The organism is Parapusillimonas granuli (genome assembly GCF_013416525.1).
Classification (GTDB): domain Bacteria; phylum Pseudomonadota; class Gammaproteobacteria; order Burkholderiales; family Burkholderiaceae_B; genus Parapusillimonas; species Parapusillimonas granuli.
The window spans coordinates 1-25,076 of record NZ_JACCEM010000001.1 but is presented as its reverse complement, the minus strand read 5'-3'; the positions used below and the strand labels follow the sequence as shown (position 1 = coordinate 25,076).

The 25,076-nt window shown below is 60.7% G+C and carries 25 protein-coding genes and 3 pseudogenes; 17 read left to right on the top strand and 11 right to left on the bottom strand.

Translation table 11 applies throughout. From position 1 onward, the window contains the following. The first annotated feature begins 110 nt into the window (after nucleotides 1–110). The 15 genes and pseudogenes from H0A72_RS00135 to H0A72_RS00065 form a co-directional block, all read left to right on the top strand. Nucleotides 111–2,126: a conjugal transfer protein TraG gene (locus H0A72_RS00135; protein WP_085371722.1), complete on the top strand. Its 2,016-nt coding sequence runs from the start codon at nucleotides 111–113 to the stop codon at nucleotides 2,124–2,126. Beyond that, nucleotides 2,123–2,584, top strand: a complete 462-nt coding sequence (locus H0A72_RS00130) for a ribbon-helix-helix protein, CopG family (RefSeq protein ID WP_033476325.1) — start codon at nucleotides 2,123–2,125, stop codon at nucleotides 2,582–2,584. The genes H0A72_RS00135 and H0A72_RS00130 overlap by 4 nt, the downstream gene beginning before the upstream one ends. Next, a complete protein-coding gene (trbB, locus tag H0A72_RS00125; protein ID WP_033476327.1) occupies nucleotides 2,581–3,651 on the top strand; it encodes a P-type conjugative transfer ATPase TrbB in 1,071 nt (356 codons plus the stop codon). Before H0A72_RS00130 ends, trbB begins: the two co-directional genes overlap by 4 nt. After that, nucleotides 3,648–4,046, top strand: a complete 399-nt coding sequence (locus H0A72_RS00120) for a TrbC/VirB2 family type IV secretion system protein (RefSeq protein WP_033476329.1) — start codon at nucleotides 3,648–3,650, stop codon at nucleotides 4,044–4,046. The genes trbB and H0A72_RS00120 overlap by 4 nt, the downstream gene beginning before the upstream one ends. Continuing rightward, complete coding sequence (locus tag H0A72_RS00115) at nucleotides 4,043–4,315, top strand: VirB3 family type IV secretion system protein (protein WP_008786754.1); 273 nt, start codon at nucleotides 4,043–4,045, stop codon at nucleotides 4,313–4,315. The genes H0A72_RS00120 and H0A72_RS00115 overlap by 4 nt, the downstream gene beginning before the upstream one ends. A 12-nt stretch (nucleotides 4,316–4,327) precedes the next feature. Then, nucleotides 4,328–6,793, top strand: coding sequence for a conjugal transfer protein TrbE (gene trbE / locus H0A72_RS00110; RefSeq protein WP_033476330.1), 2,466 nt, complete (start codon nucleotides 4,328–4,330; stop codon nucleotides 6,791–6,793). After that, the gene (trbJ, locus tag H0A72_RS00105) at nucleotides 6,790–7,515 is read left to right on the top strand and encodes a P-type conjugative transfer protein TrbJ (RefSeq protein WP_033476331.1); all 726 of its coding nucleotides are present in this window, start codon (nucleotides 6,790–6,792) and stop codon (nucleotides 7,513–7,515) included. Before trbE ends, trbJ begins: the two co-directional genes overlap by 4 nt. 11 nt (nucleotides 7,516–7,526) lie before the next feature. Beyond that, nucleotides 7,527–7,811, top strand: a complete 285-nt coding sequence (locus H0A72_RS00100; RefSeq protein WP_033476332.1) for a hypothetical protein — start codon at nucleotides 7,527–7,529, stop codon at nucleotides 7,809–7,811. Beyond that, complete coding sequence (gene trbL / locus H0A72_RS00095) at nucleotides 7,808–9,178, top strand: P-type conjugative transfer protein TrbL (protein WP_033476333.1); 1,371 nt, start codon at nucleotides 7,808–7,810, stop codon at nucleotides 9,176–9,178. The genes H0A72_RS00100 and trbL overlap by 4 nt, the downstream gene beginning before the upstream one ends. A 12-nt stretch (nucleotides 9,179–9,190) precedes the next feature. Beyond that, nucleotides 9,191–9,895, top strand: coding sequence for a conjugal transfer protein TrbF (trbF, locus tag H0A72_RS00090; protein WP_033470270.1), 705 nt, complete (start codon nucleotides 9,191–9,193; stop codon nucleotides 9,893–9,895). Continuing rightward, a complete protein-coding gene (trbG, locus tag H0A72_RS00085) occupies nucleotides 9,892–10,884 on the top strand; it encodes a P-type conjugative transfer protein TrbG (RefSeq protein ID WP_033476335.1) in 993 nt (330 codons plus the stop codon). The genes trbF and trbG overlap by 4 nt, the downstream gene beginning before the upstream one ends. A 2-nt stretch (nucleotides 10,885–10,886) precedes the next feature. Continuing rightward, nucleotides 10,887–12,167, top strand: coding sequence for a TraB/TrbI/VirB10 family type IV secretion system protein (locus tag H0A72_RS00080; RefSeq protein ID WP_180152752.1), 1,281 nt, complete (start codon nucleotides 10,887–10,889; stop codon nucleotides 12,165–12,167). After that, nucleotides 12,164–12,409, top strand: a complete 246-nt coding sequence (locus tag H0A72_RS00075) for a DUF2274 domain-containing protein (protein ID WP_164170767.1) — start codon at nucleotides 12,164–12,166, stop codon at nucleotides 12,407–12,409. The genes H0A72_RS00080 and H0A72_RS00075 overlap by 4 nt, the downstream gene beginning before the upstream one ends. A 270-nt stretch (nucleotides 12,410–12,679) precedes the next feature. Continuing rightward, nucleotides 12,680–12,862: pseudogene (locus tag H0A72_RS00070) on the top strand (transposase domain-containing protein); the annotation flags it as partial. Nucleotides 12,863–12,916: 54 nt separating this feature from the next. Then, a pseudogene (locus H0A72_RS00065) lies at nucleotides 12,917–13,021 on the top strand (transposase domain-containing protein); the annotation flags it as partial. A 254-nt stretch (nucleotides 13,022–13,275) separates the two neighbouring features. Here the strand turns inward: H0A72_RS00065 and H0A72_RS00060 are convergent. From H0A72_RS00060 to H0A72_RS00030, 7 genes and pseudogenes are all read right to left on the bottom strand, one after another. Next, nucleotides 13,276–15,084 carry a beta strand repeat-containing protein gene (locus tag H0A72_RS00060; protein WP_180152750.1) on the bottom strand — a complete coding sequence of 603 codons (1,809 nt, stop codon included), beginning with the start codon at nucleotides 15,082–15,084 and terminating at the stop codon, nucleotides 13,276–13,278. Nucleotides 15,085–15,366: 282 nt separating this feature from the next. Beyond that, nucleotides 15,367–15,696: a helix-turn-helix domain-containing protein gene (locus H0A72_RS00055; protein WP_180152748.1), complete on the bottom strand. Its 330-nt coding sequence runs from the start codon at nucleotides 15,694–15,696 to the stop codon at nucleotides 15,367–15,369. Beyond that, nucleotides 15,665–16,063 carry a type II toxin-antitoxin system RelE/ParE family toxin gene (locus tag H0A72_RS00050; RefSeq protein WP_180152746.1) on the bottom strand — a complete coding sequence of 133 codons (399 nt, stop codon included), beginning with the start codon at nucleotides 16,061–16,063 and terminating at the stop codon, nucleotides 15,665–15,667. Before H0A72_RS00050 ends, H0A72_RS00055 begins: the two co-directional genes overlap by 32 nt. 82 nt (nucleotides 16,064–16,145) lie before the next feature. After that, nucleotides 16,146–17,345, bottom strand: coding sequence for a tyrosine-type recombinase/integrase (locus H0A72_RS00045; RefSeq protein WP_180152743.1), 1,200 nt, complete (start codon nucleotides 17,343–17,345; stop codon nucleotides 16,146–16,148). A 264-nt stretch (nucleotides 17,346–17,609) separates the two neighbouring features. Beyond that, nucleotides 17,610–18,053 (bottom strand): hypothetical protein, encoded by a 444-nt coding sequence (locus H0A72_RS00040; RefSeq protein WP_180152741.1) that lies wholly within the window; start codon nucleotides 18,051–18,053, stop codon nucleotides 17,610–17,612. After that, complete coding sequence (locus H0A72_RS00035; RefSeq protein WP_180152740.1) at nucleotides 18,053–18,304, bottom strand: hypothetical protein; 252 nt, start codon at nucleotides 18,302–18,304, stop codon at nucleotides 18,053–18,055. Before H0A72_RS00035 ends, H0A72_RS00040 begins: the two co-directional genes overlap by 1 nt. A gap of 376 nt (nucleotides 18,305–18,680) precedes the next feature. Continuing rightward, nucleotides 18,681–18,953: pseudogene (locus H0A72_RS00030) on the bottom strand (hypothetical protein); the annotation flags it as partial. Between the two features lie 223 nt (nucleotides 18,954–19,176). On the opposite strand from H0A72_RS00030, the gene H0A72_RS00025 reads away from it, so the two are divergent. Then, nucleotides 19,177–20,376: a tyrosine-type recombinase/integrase gene (locus tag H0A72_RS00025; RefSeq protein WP_180152739.1), complete on the top strand. Its 1,200-nt coding sequence runs from the start codon at nucleotides 19,177–19,179 to the stop codon at nucleotides 20,374–20,376. Nucleotides 20,377–20,425: 49 nt separating this feature from the next. Here the strand turns inward: H0A72_RS00025 and H0A72_RS00020 are convergent, their stop codons facing one another. Both H0A72_RS00020 and H0A72_RS00015 read right to left on the bottom strand, forming a co-directional pair. Beyond that, complete coding sequence (locus tag H0A72_RS00020) at nucleotides 20,426–20,701, bottom strand: BrnA antitoxin family protein (RefSeq protein WP_180152738.1); 276 nt, start codon at nucleotides 20,699–20,701, stop codon at nucleotides 20,426–20,428. Continuing rightward, entirely contained in the window at nucleotides 20,670–20,954 is a 285-nt protein-coding gene (locus tag H0A72_RS00015; protein ID WP_180152737.1) for a BrnT family toxin, read from the bottom strand. The genes H0A72_RS00020 and H0A72_RS00015 overlap by 32 nt, the downstream gene beginning before the upstream one ends. 261 nt (nucleotides 20,955–21,215) lie before the next feature. On the opposite strand from H0A72_RS00015, the gene H0A72_RS22395 reads away from it, so the two are divergent. Further along, a complete protein-coding gene (locus tag H0A72_RS22395) occupies nucleotides 21,216–23,204 on the top strand; it encodes a hypothetical protein (protein WP_180152736.1) in 1,989 nt (662 codons plus the stop codon). 247 nt (nucleotides 23,205–23,451) lie between these two features. On the opposite strand, the gene H0A72_RS00005 is transcribed toward H0A72_RS22395, so the two are convergent. Then, nucleotides 23,452–24,087 (bottom strand): hypothetical protein, encoded by a 636-nt coding sequence (locus H0A72_RS00005; RefSeq protein ID WP_180152735.1) that lies wholly within the window; start codon nucleotides 24,085–24,087, stop codon nucleotides 23,452–23,454. An 844-nt stretch (nucleotides 24,088–24,931) separates the two neighbouring features. After that, on the bottom strand, nucleotides 24,932–25,076 hold a 145-nt coding region (locus H0A72_RS21980), incomplete at its 5' end, for an ATP-binding protein (RefSeq protein WP_246814988.1).

Sequence of the window (25,076 nt, the reverse complement as noted above, 5' to 3'; positions counted from 1 at the left end):
AAAACGGTCTTTGACCGGCACTGACCCGGCACCGATCCTGACGCCTGCGGCACGTCCTTGTGCCGCTTTTTCCATGAGGAATCAGCGCAGGAGAAATCGGAGGCCAGGTCATGCAAGGGACGAACGTGCTGTTCGGTCAGATCGCCGTGGTATTCGGCATCGTGATCGCCGGAGTGTGGGGCGCCACACAATGGACAGCAGCCGCCCTTGGTTATCAAGTACGCCTTGGCTCGCCCTGGTTCGATCTTCTTGGCACGCCGATCTATCACCCGTGGAAGCTGTTTGAGTGGTGGTTTTCTTACGGCGCCTATACCCCGGAAATCTTCGACACCGGCGGAGCCATCGCTGGCAGCAGTGGCATGGTCGCCGTGGCCGTCGCCATTGCTATGTCGGTCTGGCGCTCGCGGCAGGCACGCCTTGTCACGACCTACGGATCGGCCCGCTGGGCGAACGCGCAGGACATTCGCAAGGCGGGACTCACGCAGCCGGCCGGCGTGTTCCTCGGTCAGCACGACCGCCAGTACCTGCGCCATGAAGGGCCAGAGCATGTCCTGACGTTCGCGCCCACGCGCAGCGGCAAGGGCGTCGGCCTAGTGGTGCCCACGTTGTTGAGCTGGCCGGCTTCGGCGGTCATCCACGACATCAAGGGCGAGAACTGGCAGATCACCGCTGGCTGGCGCAGCCGTTTCAGCCACTGTCTGCTGTTCAACCCCACGGATGCGAAGTCGGCGGCCTACAACCCGCTGCTGGAGGTGCGGCGCGGCGCGCATGAAGTGCGCGACGTGCAGAACATCGCGGACATTCTGGTTGATCCCGAAGGCGCGCTGGAGAAGCGCAACCATTGGGAAAAGACCAGCCACGCGCTGCTGGTCGGCGCCATCCTGCATGTGCTCTACGCGGGCGAAGACAAGACGCTGCGCGGCGTCGCCAACTTCCTCAGCGACCCGGCCAGCCCGTTCGAGCTGACCTTGCACCGGATGATGACCACGCCACACCTCGTGAACGAGGAAGGTGGTGGCCCGCATCCGGTCGTCGCTTCGGCCGCGCGCGAAGTGCTCAACAAATCGGACAACGAGCGTTCCGGCGTGTTGAGCACCGCCATGTCGTTCCTCGGCCTGTACCGCGATCCCACGGTGGCCGAAGTCACGTCGCGCTGTGACTGGCGCATTGCCGACCTCATTTCAGCCGCGCATCCGGTGTCGCTGTACCTGGTGGTGCCGCCTTCGGACATTAGCCGCACGAAGCCCTTGATCCGGTTGATCCTCAACCAGATCGGGCGACGCCTCACCGAATCGCTCGACGGGAGCGACGGCATCGAGCGCCGCCACAAGCTGCTGCTGATGCTCGACGAGTTCCCGGCCCTGGGCCGGCTCGACTTCTTCGAGACGGCCTTGGCCTTCATGGCGGGCTACGGCATCCGCAGCTTCCTCATCGCGCAGTCGCTCAACCAGATCGACAAAGCCTACGGCCAGAACCATTCGATTCTGGACAACTGCCACGTCCGCGTGACGTTTGCGACCAATGACGAACGCACGGCCAAACGTATTTCCGAGACGCTGGGCACCGCCACCGAACTGCGCGCACAGCGCAACTACGCGGGCCACCGGCTCGCGCCGTGGCTGGGGCACCTCATGGTGTCGCGCCAGGAGACGGCCCGCCCGCTGCTGACGCCGGGCGAGGTGATGCAGCTACCGCCGGACGAGGCCGTGGTCATGGTGTCCAGCGTGGCCCCGATCAAGGCCCGGAAGCTGCGCTATTACGCCGACGCCAATTTCAAGCGGCGCGTGCTGCCGCCGCCGGCGCTTGCGGGCGGACAGTACGCCGACGCGCCGCCGCTGCGCCCGGACGACTGGAGCGGGCTGGCGATTCCTGCCGTGCCCGCCGCGCCTGCGGCCGATGCCGCCGAAGGCTTCGGCGCGTCGGCCGACGACGGCGGCCCGCGCCGTCAGCCCGAGCTAACGGAGGCCGTCGCCTACGCCCCCGAGCTGGCCGCGCCCGCGGCCGACCTGGCGTTGCTCGATGACGACGACGACCTGCCGCTTCCCCTTCCTCGCCAGCTTGATCCGGCCATGCAGCGCGTGGCCCGGCTGGCGTCCCTCGATCCCAACGACGGCATCGACCTATGACCTACCGCCTGAATCTCTTTATCCAGCCCGAGCACGCCAAGCGGCTCGATGAACTGGCCGCCAAGAAAGGCGTGTCCAAGTCCAGCATCGTCGCCGCTGCCTTGGCGTCCTGGCTGTCGCCGGACGCGGCCGACCAACGTGAGGCGGCGATCGCCAAGCGGCTGGATCGACTGTCGCGCCAGGCCGAGCGCATGGAGCGTGACCAGAGCATCGCCATCGAAACGCTCGCGCTGTTCGTCCGCTACTACCTGACCGTCAGCACGCCGGTTCCCGAGGCGCACCAAGAGGCGGCCCGCGCTCAGGGCAAGGCGCGCTTCGAGCAGTTCGTGGAGCAGCTTGGCCGCCACCTGCTGCGCGGGCGCAGCCTGGTGCGCGACGTGGTGGAGGAACTGCACCCCGACCCGGTGCGGATGGAAGACGCGGCGGCAGCAGCCCAGGCGCGGGAGCGTGCGTCATGAGCGCCGTTCCGCAACTCCCGCCCGAGCCACGCTCATCCGCTGCGGCTTCGCTCGACCGGCGCATCCAGATGCTGCGCACGGCAATGGGGCCGCTGATCGCCACCGCGCTCGAAGACCCCGACGTGGTGGAAATCATGCTCAACCCTGATCGCACCCTTTGGCTGGATCGCCTGTCGTCGGGCCGCGCGCCTATGGACGTAGAGCTGCCCGAGGCCGATGGCGAGCGAATCATCCGCCTGGTCGCCGCCCACGTCGGCGCGGAGGTGCATCGCGGCCAGCCGCTGCTATCCGCCGAACTGCCCGAAACCGGCGAACGCTTCGAGGGCATCTTGCCGCCCGCTGCGCCGGGGCCGGCCTTCGCGCTGCGCAAGCGCGCCATCGGCGTGATCCCGCTGGAGCGGTACGTCGTGGACGGAATGATGACCGCCGCCCAGGCGGGCTTTCTGGTGCGCGCCGTGCGCGAGCACCAGAACGTCCTGATCGCCGGGGCCACCAGCAGCGGCAAGACCACGCTCGCCAATGCCTTGCTCGCCGAAATCGCCGCCACCGGCGACCGCGTGCTGGTGCTCGAAGACACGGTAGAGCTGCAATGCGCGGCCCGCGACCACGTGCCGCTGCGCACGCGCGCAGGCGTGGTGTCCATGACCGAACTGGTGCGCTCGTCCATGCGCCTGCGGCCGGATCGCGTCGTCGTCGGCGAAGTGCGCGGTGCCGAGGCGCTGGATCTCATCAAGGTGTGGGGCACGGGCCACCCCGGCGGCATCGCCACGATCCACGCGGGTTCCGCGCTGGGCGCACTGCTGCGCATCGAGCAACTGATTCTCGAAGTGGCGGTGAACCCGCCGCGTGCGCTGATCGCCGAGGCGGTCAACGTGGTGATCCACATCGCCGGACGCGGGCGCAAGCGCCGCATCGAGAGCATCGCCCGCGTCGTCGGCTTTGACGGCGTGGGCTACCAACTGGCGGACGCGCTGGAGACGCCGTTTCCCGAACTGCCGCCATTTCCCAACGCCGCACCCGCTGCGGCGACTTCACCATCCCTCGACCTTTCTGGAGAACTTCCATGACGACGCACGCCCATGCTTTCCGTGTTTCCGTAAATCCGCATTTCAGCCTGTCCGGCCCCGATGGCCTCTCGCGGCTGCACAGCCTGGCCCGTCCTGCGGCGCAAGGGCTGATGCTGGCCGCGTTGCTGCTGTTCCTGGCCGGAACCGCGCAGGCCGCCGGTTCCTCGATGCCCTGGGAAGGCCCGCTGCAATCCATCCTCGAATCCATCCAGGGGCCGGTGGCGCGCATCGTGGCCGTCATCATCATCATCGCCACAGGCCTCGCGCTGGCCTTCGGCGACACGTCGGGCGGCTTCCGAAAGCTGATTCAGATCGTGTTCGGCCTGTCCATCGCGTTCGCAGCTTCGAGCTTCTTCCTGTCGTTCTTTTCGTTCTCGGGCGGGGCTGTCGTATGAGCGGCCCGGATAGCTTCGCGGCCGGGTTCGAGGTGCCTTTGCACCGCTCGCTCACCGAGCCGATCCTGCTGGGCGGCGCGCCGCGTACCGTGGCGATCGCCAACGGCACGCTGGCCGCCGCCGTCGGGCTGGGCCTGCAACTGTGGATTCCGGGCGTCGTGCTTTGGATCGTCGGCCATTCGCTGGCGGTATGGGGTGCGCGCGTCGATCCGCAGTTCATGGCCGTGTTCGCCCGGCACATCAAGCACCGCCCGCTGCTGGACGTGTGAGGGGATGCCGCCATGCTGAACCTCGCCGAATACCGCCAGCGTCCGGCCTTGCTCGCCGACTGGCTGCCCTGGGCCGGACTGGTCGCGCCGGGCGTCGTGCTGAACAAAGACGGCTCATTTCAACGATCGTTCCAGTTCCGCGGCCCCGACTTGGACAGTGCGACACAGGGCGAATTGATCGCCACAGCGGCGCGGCAGAACAACGCGCTTCGCCGCACCGGCTCTGGCTGGGCCTTCTATATCGACGCCGAGCGGATGCGGGCATCGCGCTATCCGCAGTCCTCGTTTCCCGAGCCGCTGTCCTGGCTGGTGGACGAGGAGCGACGTGCGGCGTTCGAGGAGTCGGACAGCCATTTCGAGAGCATCTACCACTTCACGCTGCAATACCTGCCGCCGGAGGAGTCGCGCGCCCGGGCCGCCAAGATGCTCTACGAGAACACGCCGACGAATGGCGTGGACTGGCGCGAACGGCTGCAATCCTTCGTTGCGGAAACGGATCGGGTCTTTGATCTGCTCGATGGCGTGATGCCGGAAGTCTCCTGGCTGGACGACAGCCAGACACTGACCTATCTGCACTCGACCATCTCGACGCGACACTACCGCATCGGCGTGCCTGAAGTGCCGTTCCACATCGACGCACTGCTGACCGACTCGCCGCTGGTCGGTGGCCTCGCGCCCATGCTGGGCGACCAGCACCTGCGCGTGGTGTCGGTGCGGGGCTTTCCGACCTCGACCTGGCCGGGGATTCTGGACGACCTCAACCGCCTGGGATTTGGGTATCGCTGGAGTACGCGCTTTCTGTGCCTCGACAAATCCGAGGCGGAACGGGAATTGGGGCGTCTGCGCCGCCAGTGGTTCGCCAAGCGCAAGAACGTCATCGCGCTGCTGCGCGAAACGATCTTCCAGCAGGAAAGCCCGCTGGTGGATACCGACGCCAACAACAAGGCCGCCGATGCCGATGCCGCCTTGCAGGAGCTGGGCAGCGATCAAGTCGCCTTCGGCTACCTGACGGCGACCGTCACCGTCATGGACGAGGACGCCGGCGCAGCCGACGAGAAGCTGCGCATGGTGGAGCGCGTCATTCAGGGGCGCGGCTTCGTCACCATCCCCGAAACGCTCAATGCCGTGGATGCGTGGCTGTCCTCGCTTCCGGGCAACGCCTATGCGAATGTCCGGCAGCCGATCATCTCGACCCTCAATCTGGCGCACATGATGCCGGTGTCCGCCGTGTGGGCTGGCCCCGAGCGCAATGCCCACCTCGACGGCCCGCCGCTGATCGTCACCCGCACCGATGGCGCGACGCCGTTCCGGCTGGTGACGCACATCGGCGACGTGGGCCACACGCTGGTCGCCGGCCCGACCGGCATGGGCAAGTCGGTTTTGCTCGCCACGCTGGCGATGCAGTTTCGCCGCTATCGCGGCTCGCGCATCTTCGCGTTCGACATGGGGCGTTCGATGCGCGCCACCATCCTCGGGCTGGGGGGCGAGCACTACGACCTGGGCATGGATGGAGAAATCGCCTTCCAGCCCTTGGCCCGCATCGACCGCGAGGGCTACCGCACCTGGGCCGCCGAATGGATCGAGGGGCGCTTGCTGCACGAAGGCGTGGCGGTCGGCCCGGACGAGAAGGCGGCCATCTGGTCGGCGCTGCAAAGCCTTGCCGGTGCGCCGGTGGAGCAGCGCACGATGACCGGGCTGTCCGTGCTGTTGCAGAGCAATGCGCTGCGCCAAGCGCTCGCGCCTTATGTGCTCGGCGGCGCGCACGGCAAGCTGCTGGACGCCGATCACGACCGGCTGGGCATGGCTGACGTGCAGTGCTTCGAGATGGAGGAGCTGATGCACAGCAAGGCCGCCGTCATGGCCGTGCTGCACTACCTCTTTGCGCGCTTCGATGAACGCTTTGACGGTGCGCCCACGCTGCTGATCCTCGATGAAGCGTGGCTGTTCCTTGATGACCCGGTGTTTGCCGCGCGCATCCGCCAGTGGCTCAAGACGCTGCGCAAGAAGAACGTCAGCGTCATCTTCGCCACGCAGTCGCTTGCGGACATCAAGGATTCGAGTATCGCGCCCGCGATCATCGAAAGCTGCGCAAGCCGCATCTTCCTCGCCAACCCACAGGCGACCGAGCCGCAGATTCGCACGATCTACGAGGGCTTCGGCCTCAACAGGCGGCAGATCGAGATCGTCGCCACCGCGCAGCCCAAGCGCGACTACTACTACCAATCCCGCCTCGGCAACCGCCTGTTCGACCTCGACCTGGGGCCGGCGACGCTGGCCTTTGCGGGCGCTTCCACGCCGCAAGACCAGCGCGCCATTGATGAAGTTCTTGGCCGCGTGCTGCTGGACGCCGGCACGCCCGGCTTCGCGGGCGCCTGGCTGCGCCATCGCGGCCTCGATTGGGCGGCTGACCTGCTGCCCTCGTTCCCCGGCCTCGCGCCGGGTTCCCTCGCTGACCAACCCCTGGAGAACCTGCCATGAAGAAGCGCCTTGTCGCCGCTGCCATCGCGGCCATGCTTTGCACCGCCACCGCCCATGCGCAATGGGTCGTGATCGACCCTACGAACCTCGTGCAGAACACGATGACCGCGATCCGCACGTTGGAGCAGATCAACAACCAGATTCGCCAGCTCCAGAACGAAGCGCAAATGCTCATGAACCAGGCGCGCAACCTCGCCAGCTTGCCGTCCAGCGTGGTCGGCCAGTTGCGCGCCAACCTGGCAACGACCGAGCGGCTGATCGCTCAGGCCCGAGGATTGGCCTACGACGTGACGAATCTGGATCGGGAGTTCGCCCGCCTGTACCCGGAGCAGTACGCCGCCACCGTCAGTGGCGACCAGATGTACCGCGATGCCCAGGAGCGGTGGAAGAACACGCTCAACGGCTTGCAGACCACCATGCAGATGCAGGCGCAGGTGTCGCAGAACCTGGGCGAAGACGAAAGCGTGCTGGCCGATCTGGTCGGCAAGAGCCAGTCGGCGCAAGGCGCGTTGCAGGCGATGCAGGCCATGAATCAGTTGCTCGCCTTGCAGGCCAAGCAGTCGATCCAGTCGCAGCGGCTCCAGATCACGCAAGACCGGGCCGCCTCGCTGGAACTGGCGCGGCAGGCGGCGGCCACCGAGCGCGCCCGCGAAGTGCGGCGGCGCTTCCTCGGGGAAGGCACGCCGTACACGCCGCAGTCCGTCAACTTCTACCGCGACTGACGGGGGCCGACATGCGATGCGTCCTCGTCCTTGGTGCCGTGCTGCTGGCCGCTTGCGGCGAGCAGCCGGCCGACAACCTTGCCGATGCCTTGGCCGCCGATCCCGTGCGGCTCAAGGCATTGCGCGCGCAATGCGCGGCCGACCGGCAGGCCACGGGCGAGGACGCTTGCCGCGCCGCCGCCGAAGCCTTCCGGCGGCGCTTCTTTTCCGGCGAGGCCGGGCCAGATGAATACCAGACGCTGGCCGACCTGCCGCCGATCCCGCCCAGCTTCGAGGAACCGGAGGGCACGCCATGAATGACGTGACCATCATCGACCAGTTCCTCAACACCTTCGCCACCTACATCGACTCGGGTTTCGGGCTGCTGCGCGGCGAAGTGGCGTTCCTCACGGCCACGCTCATCGTCATCGACATGACGATCGCCGGCCTGTATTGGGCCATGAGCCACGCCACCGGCCAGGGCGAGGACGTGATCGCCAAGCTGCTGCGCAAGGTGCTCTACGTCGGTGCCTTCGCCTACATCCTCAACAACTTCAACTGGCTGGCCAGCATCGTGTTCCGCTCGTTTGCGGGATTGGGCATCACCGCCACCGGCTCGGCCATCACGATGGAGAACTTCTTGCAGCCGGGCCGGCTTGCCAAGACCGGCATCGACGCCGGAGCGCCGATTCTGGAACAGATCGGCGAGATGGCGGGCTTCCCCGAAGTGTTCGCCAATCTCGATCCAATCGTGGTGATGTTCCTCGCGTGGCTGGTCGTGGTGCTGTGCTTCTTCGTGCTGGCGATCCAGCTTTTCATCACGCTGATCGAGTTCAAACTGACCACGCTCGCAGGGTTCGTGCTGGTGCCGTTCGCGCTGTGGAACAAGACCAGCTTTCTCGCCGAGAAGGTGCTGGGCAATGTCGTGGCCGCCGGCATCAAGGTGCTGGTGCTGGCCGTGATCGTCGGCATCGGCTCGGGCCTGTTCTCGCAGTTCCAAGTCCATCCCGCCGAGCCGAACATCGACCACGCGCTGGTCATCATGCTGGCCTCGCTCACCTTGCTGGCGCTGGGGATCTTCGGCCCTGGCATCGCCACGGGCCTCGTGTCCGGTGCGCCCCAGCTCGGCGCGGGCGCGATGGCTGGTGCCGCTGTCGGCGCAGCCGGAACGGCGGTGGCTGTGGGTGCGGCGGCTACTGGCGTCGGCGGTGCGGTGGCCGCTGGTGCCCGCATGGCCCCGGCCGCCGCCAAGCTGGCCGGCAGCGGCGCGCGTGCCGCCACGTCGGCGGCTGGCAGCGCGAAGTCGGCGTTCCAAGCGGGTTCCGCCGCAGCAGGCGGCGGTGCCAAGGGTGCGATGGCCGGCTTGGGCAACGTCGCCAAGACCGGCGCGCAGTCTGCCGGACGCGCTGCCGCATCCCGCGCTTCCGCTGCTGGGCAGCGCATGGCCGCACCGTTCCGCGCCGGCTGGAACGGCGACGCCGGCGCGTCAGCCGGTCAGACCGCCACCAGCGAAGCCCCCGCAGGCGCTGCCGCTGCACAGCCCCCCGAGCAGCCTGCCTGGGCCAAGCGGCTGCAACGCCGCCAGCAACTCACCCACGCCGCGACCACCACCGCCCACACGCTGCGCGGTGGCGATGGCGGTGGCTCCGGCCAGGGGCCGAGCCTGCGCGATTCCGATTCATAAGGAGAACTGACCATGCGATTCAAGAAGCCGCAGGTGCGCTACGCCGACACGCCGCAGCCTGCCACGCCGTACCAAGCCGCCGGCCAGGTGTGGGACGACCGTATCGGCTCGCCGCGCGTGCAGGCGAAGAACTGGCGCTTGATGGCGTTTGGGTGCCTGACGCTCGCGCTGCTGATGGCCGGCGGCCTGGTGTGGCGCTCGGCGCAGTCCATCGTCACACCCTACGTCGTGGAGGTGGACAACGCGGGCCAGGTGCGCGCCGTCGGCGAAGCCGCTACGCCATATCGGCCCAACGATGCGCAGACGGCGCACCACATCGCGCGCTTCGTGACGCTGGTGCGCTCGCTGTCCATCGACCCCATCGTCGTCCGCCAAAACTGGCTGGACGCCTACGACTACACGACCGACAAAGGCGCAGCCGTGCTCAACGATTACGCGCGGGTCAACGACCCGTTCGCGCGCATCGGCAAGGAGTCGGTGACGGTGCAGATCACCAGCGTCGTGCGCGCCAGCGACACGTCTTTCAACGTGCGCTGGACGGAACGCCGCTACGTCAACGGTGCCGCGGCGGGCTTGGAGCGGTGGACGGCGGTGGTGTCCATCGTGCTTCAACCGCCGCGCACCGAAGAACGCCTGCGCAAGAACCCGCTGGGCATCTACGTCAACGGCCTGTCGTGGAGCCGCGAACTGGATTCTTCCGAAGGAGCAAAACCATGAACCTGTCTTTCCGCTTTCACGCTTTGCCGTTGATGCTTGTTGCCCTGGCGGGCTGCGCCACGCAGGGCAAGCCGCCGCCGACCATCTCGCTCGATGAGCCGGTGCAGGCCCAGCCGCTACCGGAGCCGCCCGCGCCGGTGGAAGTCGTGGCCGTGCCCGAAGTGCTGCCGATGCCGGCGCAGTTGATGCCGGTGCCGGAAGCCGAGGACGCCAAGCCCGCGCCCGAGCCGGCCGACGAGAAGGTGCGCGTCTCGCGGGCCAATGCCGAGGCCCGCGTCGCGCCGACGCGCGAGGGCTACGTCAACGCGATTCAGGTGTGGCCCTTCACCGATGGCGCGCTCTATCAGGTCTATGCGGCCGTGGGCCGCGTGACCGTGGTGTCGCTCCAGCCCGGCGAGGAGCTGGTGACGGTGGCCGCCGGCGATACCGTGCGCTGGATCGTGGGTGACACGTCCAGCGGCAGCGGTGCCGACTTGCGCGTGAACGTGCTGGTGAAGCCCATCCGCTCGGGCCTGAAAACCAATCTGGTCATCACCACCAGCCGCAGGACGTACCTGCTGGAATTGACTTCCACGGACAAGACATGGATGGCGTCGGTGTCCTGGGAGTACCCGCGCGACCGGATGCTGGCCTTGCAGCGCCAGGCGCAGGCGGCCAGCGCCGCCGCGCCGGTCGATAGCGGCCTGTCGCTGGAGAACCTGCGCTTCCGCTACGCGATCAGCGGCAGCAATCCGCCGTGGAAGCCGCTGCGCGCCTTCGACGATGGCGCGAAGGTCTATATCCAGTTTCCCGCCGGCATCGCGCAAGGCGACCTGCCGCCGCTGTTCGTGATCGGGGCCGAAGGTGACGGGCAACTGGTGAACTATCGCTTCCGCTCGCCGTACTACATCGTGGATCGCCTTTTTGGCGCGGCCGAGCTGCGCCTGGGCGGTGACAAGGGCGACGTGGTGCGGATCGAGCGCACGGATGGCGTGGCACGGAGGAACTGACAATGAGCCAGGACGACACCCCCGACCTCGCCACGCCGCAGGCGGGCAAGGTCGCGCCCGAGGCGGTGGCGCTGCGCGCCCAGCCGCGTCCGGTCACGCGCCTGAACCGGCGCACGCTGGCCATCCTCGCCGGCGGCCTGTCGGTCGCCGTGCTTGGGGCCACGATCTGGTCGCTGCAACCGCAGCGGCGCGGTACGGGCGAGCAAACAGAGCTTTACAACGTCGATCGCGTCTCGAAGTCCGAAGGGCTGGATGCGCTACCGACGGACTACTCGAAGCTGCCGCCAGCCTTGCCGCACGATGTACCCGAGCTGGGGCCGCCGCTGCCGGGCGATCTCGGCCCGGCCATCGTGAAGTCGCAGCAGCCGGTGACAGCCGCCTACGCGGCTCCCGGCCACGACCCGAACGATGCGCTGCGCAAGGAAGCCGAAGCTGCCGCAGCATCGTCCGTGTTCTTCCGCTCGGGTGCGCAGGCGGCCGCGCCGGTCGCGCAGTCGCAGGCCGCCACCGCGCCGGGCTTCGCCGCCAATGCGGCGTTCGACCCGATGGCCGCCGGGCCGGCCTCAACGGCGGCCCAGCCTGCCGATCCGACCGCCGTGCAGAACCGGCAAGACCAGAAGGAGGCTTTCCTGAAAGGCGGCTCTACGGAAACCCGCAATTCCGGCAACCTGACCCTGCCGGCTTCGCCGTATCAGGTCATGGCCGGAACGGTGGTCGCCGGAGCGCTGGTGACGGGCATCAAGTCGGACTTGCCCGGCGACGTGATCGCCACTGTGACAGAGCCGGTCTATGACACGGCCACCGGGCGTTTCCTGCTGATCCCGCAGGGTTCGCGCATCCTGGGCAAATACAACAGCCAGGTCAGTTACGGGCAGAGCCGCGTTCAAGTCGTCTGGAATCGGATCATTCTGCCGGACACGTCTTCGTTGACGCTCGACAATCTGGCCGGCGCAGATCCGGCCGGCTATGCCGGCCTGGAAGACGATGTGGACTACCACTGGGGCCGCATCTTTGCCGGTGCGGCGCTGACGACCCTGCTGGGCGTTGGCGCCGAGCTGGCCGCGCCGGAGAATCGACAAGATGGCGATCGCGTCATCATTGCCGGGCGTGACAGCTTACAGGACACGGTGAATCAAATCGGCCAGGAAGTGACCCGGCGCAACCTCAACATCCAGCCCACCTTGACCCAACGGCCCGGCCTGCCGGTGCGGATCATCGTCAACCGCGACTTGGTGTTACGGCCGTACCAGCCGCTATTCTTCAATCGGGGGACTTCACGATGAGCACAACCAAGAAGCTGCGGCTGGGGCCGCTGCCCAAGACTGAAAGCGTCAAGCTCACCTTTGCCTGCCCGGCCAGTCTTAAAACCGACCTCGACCGCTACGCCGCGCTGCACGCGCAGGCGTATGGCGAGGCAGTCGATGTGGCGACGCTGATCCCGCACATGCTGGAAGCGTTCATGGCGGGGGATCGGGGATTCAGAAAAGGAGGGGCAGGCAAGGCCGCCCCTCCGAAGCCGAGTTGACGATGCGGACGCCTCTACCATCCGCCCACGATGAAAGCGCAGCCCAAGGGCTGCGCTTTCGCTTTGAGCGGTGGCTTGCGATAGGCCGGGCTATGATGGCGGTGCGACCTTGCCCGCTCCGCCGCTCCTAGGCTTGCTACCGCGAAGCGCCTATGCGGCACCTAGCTCAAAACGCGGTAAGAGCACACCGAGGCCGAAATCTGGCCTAACCTATTGCCCCACAAGACCTTTCGTACCGTTGCATGTCCGCACTAACGACTTGACAGCGGACATTTTTTATTCTTGGGCTCGGATGCCGGTGGTGAGCGCGCCGCCACGATGTACAGCCTGCTGGGCACGGCAAAGCTCAACGGCGTCAATCCCGAGGCGTATCTCGGGCACGTCCTGGAGCGTATTGCCGACCATCCCGTCAATCGGGTCGACGAACTTCTGCCCTGGAACGTCAAGCTGTAAAGCGCAAAAGACTCAGCATGCTGTCGTCAAGACGGTAATAGCCGGGCCGTTACTCCGTATGCCTATCTGAAGGATGTGCTCACGCGCCTGCCGACGCATCCAAATAACCGGATCGAAGAGCTCTTGCCGCATAACTGGGCACCGCTCACCACCGCCTAAAAGATATCGGCCGCTTACGCGGCCGAATCAATGTGGGATGCCCGGACGCTTACGGAGCAACGTCGTTATTCCATTCGTGCTGAGACTCAGAATGCCGAAATCGGCTTCATTCGACAGCGCTGCAGAACAAAATCGGCTACTTCAGCCTTGTTTCTAAGCGGTTTTCTGCTGTTTTCCCCTGGACCCTTCCCCTTGCGGGAAAGAGCTCAGGTTCTTGTCACGGAAAACTTTACTTAGTTACCCAAGATCTCGCCTTAGATAAATGCGATATCGCTTGCGTCCAGCGTACCTGTTACGCCAGTGATCTTAACTAAGTGATCTTCGCCTGCTGTAAATGCAGCAGTTGCTGTCACACCATTGACCAACAGATAGGTGTTAGCACCGTAGGAAAACTGCGCCACGTTACCAGCTGCATTCGCGATGCCCAAGACAACATCAGCAGCTGCAGCCAAGTCAGCAGCAGCAGCAACTGTAGCCTGTTGAGCCTCGCTCAAAGAAACGATAGCTGGCCCTGCAGTAACCGCTGCAGCAGAAACGTCGAATGTAAGCGTATCAACTTGACCGGCAACCACTGCAGTACCCAAATTAAGGTCAGTGATGGTGTTAAAGCTCGTTGTGGTCGCACCAAGGCCGAAACCAAAAGAGTCGTTACCCGCTCCGCCGGTTAGAATGTCTGCAGCAGTATTAGCGGCTAGCGCAGTAAAAGCCCCAGCAGCGATCGTTGCCCCAGCACCAGAAATCAAGTCGTTGCCTGCGCCACCGTCGATAATATCAGAGGCAGCACTACCTTGAATAGTATCAACGCCGTTAGAGCCGGTAATCTTAACACCAGTGGTTCCGCCTGCAGCGATTGCAACGCTCAAACCGGCTGCAGTTGTTGCAGACAACACCAATCCTGAAGCGTCTACCTCACGAATAGTATTGGTCAAGGCTACGCCATCAATATCCAACGCCAAGTTACCCGTCACAACAATCTTGTTCAAAGCGGTCGAAGTGTTTGCAATGTCAATTTCGTTGCCTGTTGCTGTACTGGTAGCCGATTTGGTGCTATTGATATTGAGAAAATCAACACAGACGGCATTCAGCACCCCATAGTCGGTTACAGCAGCACCGCCACCCGCAACTGTATCATTCAACTTCAGATTCAACTCATCGGAATCATGGCCCGCCAGAGTTGCGTCAATAATTTGAACAGCTAGGACGTTAGTCGCAGCACCAGCGTCGGCATTAATCTCAACAGATACGCCAGACGTCACTTGAGACAGTGTTGCTGTACCAGCAGCGTTATTTCCACCGGCGAATACGAAGCTATTGATATTGTCGAAACGGCTGGCATCGACATTGCTTGTCAGGGCGTCGGTGACTTTGAGAACTTCCAAATTAGCCAGATTTGCGTTGACTTCAGCTTTCTCTGTCGCCGTGTAACCATTAACAGTAGTGATGCTCGCCTGCGTTAGTTCCAGTGTGTCAGTACCATCGCCACCATCAACTTTGTCAGCTTTGGTAAACAGAGCGCCAAGGTTAATCGTGTCATTGCCCTTACCGCCAGTAACAGTAATATTATTCGCTGCAGTAGTGGCATTCAATGTGATATTACCAGTAGCACCGGAGGCATCAACTTTCGTCAGCGCTGCAAGACCCTCGGTAACAGTCAGGTTTTTATCACCAGAAATATTTAAAGTAGCAAGCTTAGTACCAACCGAATTAGCTAGCGTAATGGCGCTGTTAGCGCCATTGGCATTCAGATTTAACGTAGCAAGAGCGGCGCCACGGACGTCCACGGTACCGGCAGTAACGTTATTCAGAGTAACACTAGCGGCGGCATCAGTAGCACCATAGATCAAGTTCTGACCAAAAGTAGTATTGGAAATCTTCAGATCCTGAGCTGCTTTCAAAGTCAGAGTCCCGAGTGCGGTCTGACCATCAAGCTCGATGCTTTTCAGGTCAGCAATCGTCGAAACGTTGTCTGTAATTGCAGCGCCGCCCTTAACATACAAGTTCTCAACGCTCGTCAGCTGAGGCAAGGACAAGGAAGTAGCTGCGACCGCTGCGTAAAGCTTCAACGTGTCGTTACCCGCGCCACCATTAATCTGATCACCAACTGTAGCAGTCAATGCAGAACCAGTATTGTCACCGATAAATGTGTCGTCACCGGTCGTGCCAGTCAGGTTATCAATATTCGCAGTGAGCGTAAGATGCTCATAAACCTAACATACTGAATATAAATATTTTTTCATATCCCACCCAACCATATCAGCACATAAAAAAGCACAGCCGCCTCATTGCCCCCGTTTTTACGGGGTGCATGCTCGTATCAGCATATCAGCAACTGGCACGGGTATGGCTTAAACAAAGGCATCAATGCCCTTGTGGTCGAGGATGCTGAGCAGCTTTTGCGACGGACCACCGGGCCGTTTGTCGCCCGCCTCCCACTGACGAACCGCAGAGAGGCTGGTATTCAGCAGGGACGCAAGAACGGACTGGCTTAGCTGGTAACGCTCGCGCAAAGAGCGGATTTTCTGGGCATCATAGTCAGTAACAGGCTCCAGGCACATCAAGTCGTATTTGCGCATCCTGCGCTGGTCAATAAACCCATGCCTGTGCAGATCAGCGGCCGCTTCGTGCACGGCTTCCATGATGGGGCTACGTGCTGGTGTTTTTTGGGTCGTGCTCATGACAAATCTCCTGTAAAGCACCATCAGAAACAAGGGCGGTCAATTCGACCGCTGTTTTGCTCAGATAGTCATGCGCCAATTCCTGCAAGGCTTCTTTCTCGGCATCGCTGATATTGGCGCGTTCGTTTTTTGGAAACCCAAACATGAAGAACCAGCGGTCACCTTTGTTTGTTGCCACCAGGGTTCTCATCCCGCCGCTCTTGCCTCGGCCAGGGGTCGCAATCCTCTTCTTGACCACGCCAGCGCCCAGGTCAGCATCGATTAGCCCTTGTGACATTTCATGGACGGCCTGACACAGCATGGCATCTGTCAGCTCAGTCTTGCGCATCCAGCGGACAAAATGTCGCAATTTGAAAACCCGATTCATGTCGCAATGGTACCACTTAGTGTATTGTTTTTCAATAAAAAGGCCCGCCGAAGCAGGCTATGAATCATGGGGTACATGCTTATCAGGCGAACAAGCCAGTGGCCTGGGCGGCGGCATTGGCGTTGTGCCTTTTCCGGCCTTCGGTCAGGTGTAGATAGCCTGCAGTGGTTTTCAGCTGCGTATGGCCCAGGGCATGCTGAACGTCAACGATATCGGAGCCGCTGTCGAGCATCATGGACGCATACGTATGCCGCAGGTCGTGCATCCTCAAACTCGGCAAGCCAGCGGCTTCACGGGCCGTCACCCAAGCGTTGCGACAGGAATGATAAGGCTTGCCAGTTTTGGGGTTCGGGAAGACCCACTCCGACTCGCTGGCTTCCAACCGACCTCGCAAAATGGCGAGCACGCCAGCTGATAGATGCAGGACGAAGCCCTTCTTGGCCTTATCTTCTTCCGCCGGAACGCTCAGTGTCGCTCGAGCCTCGTCAAACCACGACCAGCGCATCGCCAATACGTTGTCCCGGCGAAGACCGGTAGCACCCATGACGCGGATGATATCGGGAAGGTCAGCATTCTGCGACTCTTCTGCTGCCTTGAGTAGCGCCTTCAGTTGCCCCCGCGTCAGGAACTTGCCCACGATTTTACGTACCGTTGTCAGCTGGATGGCATGAGTGGGGTTTTCTTTCACGTTCGTGCTCTTGGTACGGATGGCTTCGTTGAATATGTGGCGAACAAGAATGAGGATGCGCTTGACTGTGCCCTCGGACAGTGTGCGCGTTGACGATTTCGCCCAGCGACCACCCGACACCTGCTTCTCGCGCAACCGACCGGCAAAATCCACGATCTCGTCACCGTCCACCTCGTTCATGCGGCGTTGGCCGAATTCAGCCTGGATGTGGTTCCGGTAAATCGAAGCATGGGTCTCGTACGAACGGCTTTCAATTTTCACTTTTGGAAGAAAGGTCTTGAAGAAAAACTCGTCCATTGTCGGAGCCTGTACCATGCGGCCCCGGGGCAAGCCTTGGTTTTTTTCCTTCAGGTTCGCCAGGAAGGCTCGAGCCAGGGCACGAGCCGCATTGGAAGAAATCTCACCGACACCCCCCAGCTTTTCCTGCCGCTGCTTCTTGAATTCGTTCCTGTAAAGCACAACAAAGCTCATGTTGCCAGTGGCTGTTTTTTGTACAGCAAAGCCGGTCTGCTCAGTGTCGAAAATCAGAAATGACTTTTTGCCCTCGGGTACAACGGCTTCTTTGACGGCTTTTTCGGTAATGTGAAGTTTCATTTTCAAGTGTCCTGTACCGCACACCTAGCCAGTACGGCTGACCTTCGGATAACCCTTCTCGGTCGGGCTGAGCGGTGCGAAGCGCTCGAACTTGAAACGTCTAGTGATGCAGTCCAAAATTTAAAATTTTGCGCAAGCAAAATTTCTGAATTCCGGTGTTTAGTCGTAAAAAAACCACCTAGAAATCGAGGTGGTCAGGGTGGAAAAATCAATTAAATCATCAGGTTATTATTTAAGACTTAAAGTCGCGGCAAAGTCTTAAGCCTAAAATGACGGCACTTCAATCAGCTTCAGCCATACATCTTCAGCCGTCAGGGGATGTCCAGAAAGCACCAATGCAAACAAAGCAACTTCTCCAGACGTGTTGGCCAGTTCGGGCCACCGCCTCCGGGCCTGTCCGATGAGATCGCTGCGCGACTCATCGGACACAAAAGACGATAGCGACAATTCACCACTCAAGAAATAGGCCTGCCAGACGCCAAGGCCCAGGACGCCCGCAGCGATTTCGATATGTCGCCGTGGCAAGTCAGCAAGGCCGCTACCGCACAGCCAGGCATCGCAGAGCTCATCATCAAGCAGTTCTAGCGTCCATGCGAGGCCTCTCAGCCCCCAACCCTGAGCCATGGCGTGTGCGGCCAGCCGTTGACCCAGCACATCATGATTGAGTGCCAGCAACGGCATCCACCGGGACAAGTCATCCTGAGTCATCAATGCAGCCTCCCGTCAGCAAGGCGTTCGGCATCCACTTGATGGTCATCGTGCTCCATCTTTTCAACAGCCCGCTCTATACCAGCCAACAATGCGGGCAATTGCCTTGGCGGAATTCTCCCCGCATTTTTCGCATCGTCATAAAGTGAACCCAGCAGCACCTTGACGTTATCGGGCGCATCAAAAAATTCCGGGGGAACGATTGGCCCGAGAACAAGGTCGTCTTGCAGAAACGGACTCCTGGGCATCAAGTCATGGGCCTTAGCGTCACTCCTGGGTATCGAAAAATCCGCCCTTTGTAACTTTCCGGAAAGTAGCCAAATGGCTATTGGAGGTAGTACGTGATACCTAGCTCTCTCGCGAGCTCGTGACGCGTTTGACCCCGTTCGTCAGCTTTGCGATGCAGCAACCAAACGAGCCTTGGTCGCGTACTGCCCTGCACAGGGTTCTGAGCTTCCTCATCCGGCAGTGAGCCTTTTCTGATGTCGTTCATCGTGGTGTCCTCATAAGAAGTTTCCTGAAATGAAGGCTTTGCTTTGCCTTCCTCTCTGTGTAGTCACCACGCGCTTGTCGCACTTGGCCGAGCCCACGCGCCTGCGTTCGCGAGGCGTGTCTCGTTGCCCGGGGTCATGTGCCGAAAGCAGTTTTGTCGACAAAACTTGGAATCTTTATTTGTTTGCGCGCGATCGCGCGCGAAGGGGTGGTCGCTACACGCTGAAAAGCGCGTGTAGCGGTCGTTTCGCCCAGTTTGGTTCGTGCCGAAGCGTTCTGCACAAAAAACGCGCTCAATTCAACTCCAACGTCACCTTCTTTTTCTGGGTCGCTGATGTTGGCGCGTTCATTCTTGGAAAAACCAAACATGAACAACCAGCGACCGCCTTTATTAGTCGCGACCGGGGTTCTGAAGCCACTAGCCTACAAGCGCACGCGACGCCACGTCGCTTGGGAGTGGTTTTTTTACGACTAAGCACGCGAAATCAGAAATTTTGCTTGCGCAAAATCTTAAATTTTGGACTGCGTCACCAGAGGTATCAAGTTCCAGCGCTTCGCACCGCTGAGCCCGCCTCGAGGAGCACCTCGGGACAGCCATATCGGCTAGGTGTGCGGCACAGGACACTTGAAAATGAAGCTCCACATTACCGAGAAAGCCGTCAAAGAAATCAGCGTTCCTGAGGGCACGAAGCATGTGCTTATATTCGACATGGAACAAATAGGATTTGCTGTCCAGAAAACCCGAACCGGCAACATGAGCTACATCGTCATGTACCGCAACGAGCTGAAAAAGCAACGGCAAGAGAAATTGGGCAAGGTAGGGGAGATTTCAACCAATGCCGCCCGGGCCTTAGCCCGCGCTCGTGTGGCAAGCATAGAGGAACAGAAGAAAGGTCTTCCTCGTGGCCGCCCCATGGTTGCTCCGACCATGGACGAGTTCTTCTTCAAAACCTTTTTGCCCAAGGTCAAGCTGCAAAGCAGGTCATACGAAACGCACTCCTCCATTTACCGAAATCACGTTCAGTCGGTATTCGGAGCCCGCAGGCTCAATGAGATTGACGGTGACGAGATCGTGGCATACGCAGGCATGCTTCGTGAAAAACCTGTCTTGGGCGGGCGTTGGGACAAAACATGTACCAAGCGCCTCGCTGAAGGAACGGTCAAGCGGATTCTTATTCTTGTCCGTCATATCTTCAACGAGGCGATGCGGGACAAAGGCAACCATGTGACAGAGAACCCTACCCACGCCATTCAGCTAACCACAGTACGAAAAATCGTCGGCAAGTTTCTCACGCGTCAGCAACTGGCTTCTTTGCTACAAGCCGCCGGGCAATCCGACAACACAGACTTGCCAGAAATTATCAAGGTGATGGCGGCGACGGGCTTGCGCCGGGAAAATGTACTGGCGATGCGGTGGGCATGGTTTGACAGTGAACGCGCCACCCTCGGCGTGCCGGCTGAGGCAGACAAGGCGAAAAAAGGTTTTGTCCTGCATCTGTCTTCCGGCGTACTGGGCATTTTGCGTCGGCGCCTGGACGAGTCCGAGTCTGAGTGGGTGTTTCCGAATCCCAAAACCGGACTGCCCTATCACTCGTGCAGGAATGCCTGGGTGACGGCACGCGAAAGGGCTGGGTTGCCCGGCTTGCGCATGCACGACCTGCGCCACACTTACGCGTCAATGATGCTCGATAGTGGCTCTGATATTGTGGATGTGCAGCAAGCCCTTGGCCATACGCAGCTTAAGACAACGGCTGGCTACCTGCATTTGACCGAGGGCCGGAAACGTCGAAATGCAAATGCCGCCGCTACGGCGACAGGGCTCTTTGCTTGAGTTGCTGCACAATCTGATCTTTAGCTCGCTTCGGCGAGCTTTTTTACACCTACGCCCGATGGTGGGATCGTAGCCAATCACGCAACGCATCATTCATACGCGTTTGCCAACCAGGGCCGTCGGCCTTGAACGCTTCAAGGATGTCAGCGTCGTACCGTACGGCAGTCTGTACCTTTCGGGGTGATTGCTGCGGGCCACGTGCACGGCGTATAGCTTGCTGAAAATCAGCCGGCATATCGGACAGCCTCTTGGCTGATTTGAAGTCTTCCGCGCCCCACTCTGGGGCGTCGTCATCAATGCGGGTTGGGTCGGGTTTCTTGTTCATAAAAACGCACCTCTCTGGCGTTGGCCTTGCGCAGGCTGATAACCCGCACGGCATTGCCACGTAAAGAAAAGGCCAAAAAATAGAGCCTGTTGTCAATGAGACCGAACGCCTGGTATCGAGGTTCCCCGTAGTTGCGGCGGGTATCGGGCCTGATGACTGCTGTGTCGAAATCGAACCGCTCAGCCATATCGAATGGTAGCCCGCGTTCCTGAGCGTTTCGCTCGCTCTTGGCTGCGTCGAATTCGATGTTCATGGCTTTATTGTAGATGCAATTAGATAGTATGTCTATCAGCACCCCGTTTTCGGCCAGATGCTGGCCTACTATCCAGCCTATTATGGAAAACGCTTGTACGCTTGTACGAGAGGTGTCATGGTAGGAAGCGAGTGGTAAGCGTGGCGCTGTACTTGTTTGGCTGCTTGCACCGACCCTGCAATGAAATAAATCTTTTTATTATTAGCAGGTTAGAGTGATGACCAACGCACGCTCACTGTCAATGCGGACGCTCCGGGTGCGGTGGCGCCTGCGGTCAACACTCTTGGCACCAGTGGTGACGACGTTTACAACGCCGTTGATACTACGCTCAACTCTGCTGACTCCCTCGATGGGCAAGGTGGAAACGATACGCTGAATGTTCGCGCAACTGCTGCTGCGACCGCGACGCCTGAAATCAAGAACATTGAGAACATCAATATCTCGAACCTGTCCGGAGGTCTCTACACGCTCAACCTGGCAAGCGCCTCGGGCGTGGAGCGTGTGGCTTCCACGAATCAATCAGGTGCAGGCTCGGTTACTGAAGTCACTAATATTGCAGCAACTGGCGTTACTGTTCGTCTCGATAATGCCGACCAAACCAGTGACTTCAACTTTGCTGGTGCAGCTACGCGTACCGGCACATCGGACGCTGTGTCGGTAGAGATTGCTAACGGTAGCGGCAGTGCTACAACGGCAGCCACTTTCCGTATTACTGACGGTGCGGGTGCTGGAGCAGTAGCAGACGCTACATTCGAGAATGTAAATATCCTCACATCCGGTGCAGCATCGTTTGTTAACACGACATTGGGCAATGCGAGTTTTCGCGTGGTTAATGTGTCTGGTACGGCCGATATTGGAGTGGCCGTCGCCGGTGGAATTCAAGGTTACGGTTTGAGCTTGACCGATACGGGCGCAACGGCTACCAACATTCGCACCATTGACGCTAGCGGAATGAACGGCACCGGTGGTTTGAGCATTGACGCTGGGGCCAGCACGCAAAGCACTTTGAAGTTTACAGGCAGTGCGTCGAACGATCGAGTGGTCGTGAATGGTGGGGTTGCTGCTGCAGCGAACACGATGTCGCTTAACGGCGGAGAAGGTTCGAAAGACGTGCTGGCCGTCAACACGAATACCACTTTTACCGCAGCCGGTGCAGCGGTGTTGGTTCAAACGATTAATGCCGCTACTGGCTTCGAAGTTTTGGAAGCAACCGCAGCCAACGTTACAGCACTCAATGCAAGTGACTTTACGAAAATCGACAGTTTTGTTTTCAGTGGGGCACAAGCGGCAGGTAATGCTGTCACAGGTCTTCGTACTGGTGACTCTGTTGCATATACGGTTGACAGCACCCGTGCAGGCGACGTCGTTACTTTGTCCGGCGCAGTGGCCGGTCAGAAAGTAGGCGTGGAACTGACTGGAGGTGTTGACATTACAGCAACTGCAGCTGGTAACGCATTGACCGTCGATAACGGCATCACCGAGGTCACAATCACCTCTAGCAACGTCGGCAACTTGGCAACGGCTGCTGCTGTCAATACTATCACTGCGGCTACAACCGTTGCCGCTATTGATAATGCAACGGCATCTTCTTTCATCGCTAAAGGTGACGCAGGCCTGACCATTGGCGCAGTCGCCGGGCTGGCTGCACCGCTGGGCTTTACAAACGCCGTTACGTTTGACGCTTCAGAGCTTACAGGTGTACTGCGCATCGCTGGGTCCGCTTCCGCCGACGTTATCATTGGCGGCAAGGGTGCGGATATAATTTACGGTGGTGCAGGTAATGATGAGCTAACCGGCAATGCCGGAGCTGATCAGTTCCGCTTCTTGACTACCGGCGACGGAGTGGATGTCTTGAAGGACTTCACCGTGGGTACAGATAAGGTCGGTATCATTGATGCCATTACTAACTTTGCAGGTACTGCGGGTACCCAAGCGGGTGCTACCATTGCCGCGACTGACTACGAAGCCTCACGTAATGACATTACTGGCATTACAGCTGGCGACGCAGCCAAGGTTGTAGAACTGCAGACTTCACTGACAACTGCACAAATTACGTCGCAAGTTGGTGCCGCTGCAGCGAATGCATTGGTACTCGTGTTCAACAGCACTACCGGTAAAGGTGAGCTCTGGCATGATACAGACTGGTCGGATGCTGGTACGCGTGTTCAGCTGGCCACTTTTGATAATATCATCGACTTGGCCGGTGTGCAGTCGTTCACAAATACTGATTTTGTGAACTACGTGGTGTAAGGTTAGATAACTAGGATAACTAAGAAAAGTTTTCCGCCGGTCTATCCCCCGCAAGGGGGGTAGACCGGGTTAAAAAGCGGTAAACACTTAGTGAAAAAAGGCTGAAGTAGCCGAAATTGGTTCTGCAGCACTGGCGAACGAAGCCCGAACAGGCATTCTGAGTCTCAGTGCGAATGGAATAGCGACGCTGCTCCAGCACCAAAAGCCCCGTTCTGCGGGGCTTTTGCTATTGGGCCGATGGTTTCTCTTAGAGCAGCGGAAGCGTTGTACCGCTTAGAATCCGCACCCAAGGCCGGGACGCGGGTTGCCGTTTGGGCATGGGCCCGAAGATTACCAACGGCGTAAAGGACGTCGGTGTTCCTTCCGGCGATTTTTCTTTTTTCTTGGGCTTTGGCACCGGCACGAGCTCCCACTCATACAGGCGCGTCTTCACCGCCGCCATGACCCTTTTCACCGTGCGCAAGGCCATCTTGGCCAGCACTTCACCGGTCTGCTTCACGATACGTTGACCCACCTGTATCTTCTTACGCTCACGCTCGACCAGGGTCACACCGCGTGTACCCTCGACGGTTTCACCATATCGATTAACCTTCTCGTCGGTCAGGCGTCCGATGCTCAGAACTGGTGCTGCTTTGGTCTGAGCACGACACGCGGCAAGGCCGCCCAGGAGCGTCAGGAAACCTTTCGCGTCGCCCTGTATCTCGTCTGCTCCTGCAATATACCCTTCTTTGTCCGTGCCTCGGGCAAGCACCCAAAGCTTGTGCAGCTGCGGGTGCCGGGGAGCCGTAGTCAGTCGGCGCAGTTCATCCCACGTCGTTAAGCATTTTGACACACCGAAAAGCTGTCCGGCATTGATACCCCAAACGCCACGATATGCGTCCACACGCTTGCGGGCTTGCTGGTGCGCGTCCTAGGCCTCTTTCTTGTTGTCATCTTCCGGCATATAAGAGCCATTCTGTTTCCGGCATATACAAGCCACCGATTTTTCGGCATTTAGGAGCCAGAGAAATTTCGGCATATAGAGGCCACTCTTTTTCCGGCATATAGGAGCCTGTGGGGTCGAAGCGGACATTGCAGTCCGCAGCGCCCCGGTGCGGCCGCGCCAGCGCAATTACGCGCACGCGGCTACCGCAGTCTGAACCCGCTTGGCGAGCGGGGGTGTGACGTCATCCGACGTCGGCGTCTTGTGCAGCTGAGAGGTGGCAGCCTCTCCAGTACTTGTCAGTGGCAGGCCTCCGTCTCTCTAGTATTTGTTTGGCAGTACAAGAGGTCTTCATTCCTGTGTAGTGACGTCGCCCGTGTCTATAGTGCGTTGCTGGCACACCCACGCAGATAGCGTGATTCCAGACTGCGGCAGGCGCTGCACATACCCGATGCGTGCCGGGTAGCTAACCGTAGTGGCGGTTGCGCCAAGGCGGCGCCGGGCCTCAGAGCGGGCAAGCTGCAGCAGTTTGCGGACTTGAGACCGGCACCCAGCAAAACCAGGGGTACGGGCCAACTCTGCGAGCTGCCCCGACAGAGCTTCAGGGCTTCGCCGGGCACTGCGCAAGACTCGCTCTCGCCACGCTTCATATGTCTCACTGCTCATCCGCCACGTCCAGGCCGGGTGCTCGATGCCCTGGCGTGGCACCTGCACGAGTTCGTAGCCGGTAACGACGATCCGCCTGTCAAGGGTCATCCAAATTTCCCCATCCATGGTCATTCAATTTTCCCCACCCTAGTTCCCGTCATTCGACGGAGGGGGGTTCAGCGGGTCTGACCAGGCCCGCTTTGAGCTTGTCTTTCAGGCGGTAAGAATTTCCTCGTATGTTCATAGTGATGGCATGGTGCAGGACCCGGTCCAGAATCGCGGTGGCTATCACCCGGTCCCCG

Coding starts and splice junctions, on each gene's coding strand:
- H0A72_RS00045 (WP_180152743.1), bottom strand. CDS start 17,345: ATGAAACTTCACATTACCGAAAAAGCCGTCAAAGAAGCCGTTGTACCC.
- trbF (WP_033470270.1), top strand. CDS start 9,191: ATGCGATTCAAGAAGCCGCAGGTGCGCTACGCCGACACGCCGCAGCCT.
- H0A72_RS00100 (WP_033476332.1), top strand. CDS start 7,527: ATGCGATGCGTCCTCGTCCTTGGTGCCGTGCTGCTGGCCGCTTGCGGC.
- H0A72_RS00135 (WP_085371722.1), top strand. CDS start 111: ATGCAAGGGACGAACGTGCTGTTCGGTCAGATCGCCGTGGTATTCGGC.
- H0A72_RS00025 (WP_180152739.1), top strand. CDS start 19,177: ATGAAGCTCCACATTACCGAGAAAGCCGTCAAAGAAATCAGCGTTCCT.
- trbJ (WP_033476331.1), top strand. CDS start 6,790: ATGAAGAAGCGCCTTGTCGCCGCTGCCATCGCGGCCATGCTTTGCACC.
- trbB (WP_033476327.1), top strand. CDS start 2,581: ATGAGCGCCGTTCCGCAACTCCCGCCCGAGCCACGCTCATCCGCTGCG.
- H0A72_RS00080 (WP_180152752.1), top strand. CDS start 10,887: ATGAGCCAGGACGACACCCCCGACCTCGCCACGCCGCAGGCGGGCAAG.
- H0A72_RS00055 (WP_180152748.1), bottom strand. CDS start 15,696: ATGAGCACGACCCAAAAAACACCAGCACGTAGCCCCATCATGGAAGCC.
- H0A72_RS00130 (WP_033476325.1), top strand. CDS start 2,123: ATGACCTACCGCCTGAATCTCTTTATCCAGCCCGAGCACGCCAAGCGG.
- H0A72_RS00075 (WP_164170767.1), top strand. CDS start 12,164: ATGAGCACAACCAAGAAGCTGCGGCTGGGGCCGCTGCCCAAGACTGAA.
- H0A72_RS00050 (WP_180152746.1), bottom strand. CDS start 16,063: ATGAATCGGGTTTTCAAATTGCGACATTTTGTCCGCTGGATGCGCAAG.
- H0A72_RS00015 (WP_180152737.1), bottom strand. CDS start 20,954: ATGAACATCGAATTCGACGCAGCCAAGAGCGAGCGAAACGCTCAGGAA.
- H0A72_RS00020 (WP_180152738.1), bottom strand. CDS start 20,701: ATGAACAAGAAACCCGACCCAACCCGCATTGATGACGACGCCCCAGAG.
- trbL (WP_033476333.1), top strand. CDS start 7,808: ATGAATGACGTGACCATCATCGACCAGTTCCTCAACACCTTCGCCACC.
- trbE (WP_033476330.1), top strand. CDS start 4,328: ATGCTGAACCTCGCCGAATACCGCCAGCGTCCGGCCTTGCTCGCCGAC.
- H0A72_RS00120 (WP_033476329.1), top strand. CDS start 3,648: ATGACGACGCACGCCCATGCTTTCCGTGTTTCCGTAAATCCGCATTTC.
- H0A72_RS00040 (WP_180152741.1), bottom strand. CDS start 18,053: ATGACTCAGGATGACTTGTCCCGGTGGATGCCGTTGCTGGCACTCAAT.
- H0A72_RS00115 (WP_008786754.1), top strand. CDS start 4,043: ATGAGCGGCCCGGATAGCTTCGCGGCCGGGTTCGAGGTGCCTTTGCAC.
- trbG (WP_033476335.1), top strand. CDS start 9,892: ATGAACCTGTCTTTCCGCTTTCACGCTTTGCCGTTGATGCTTGTTGCC.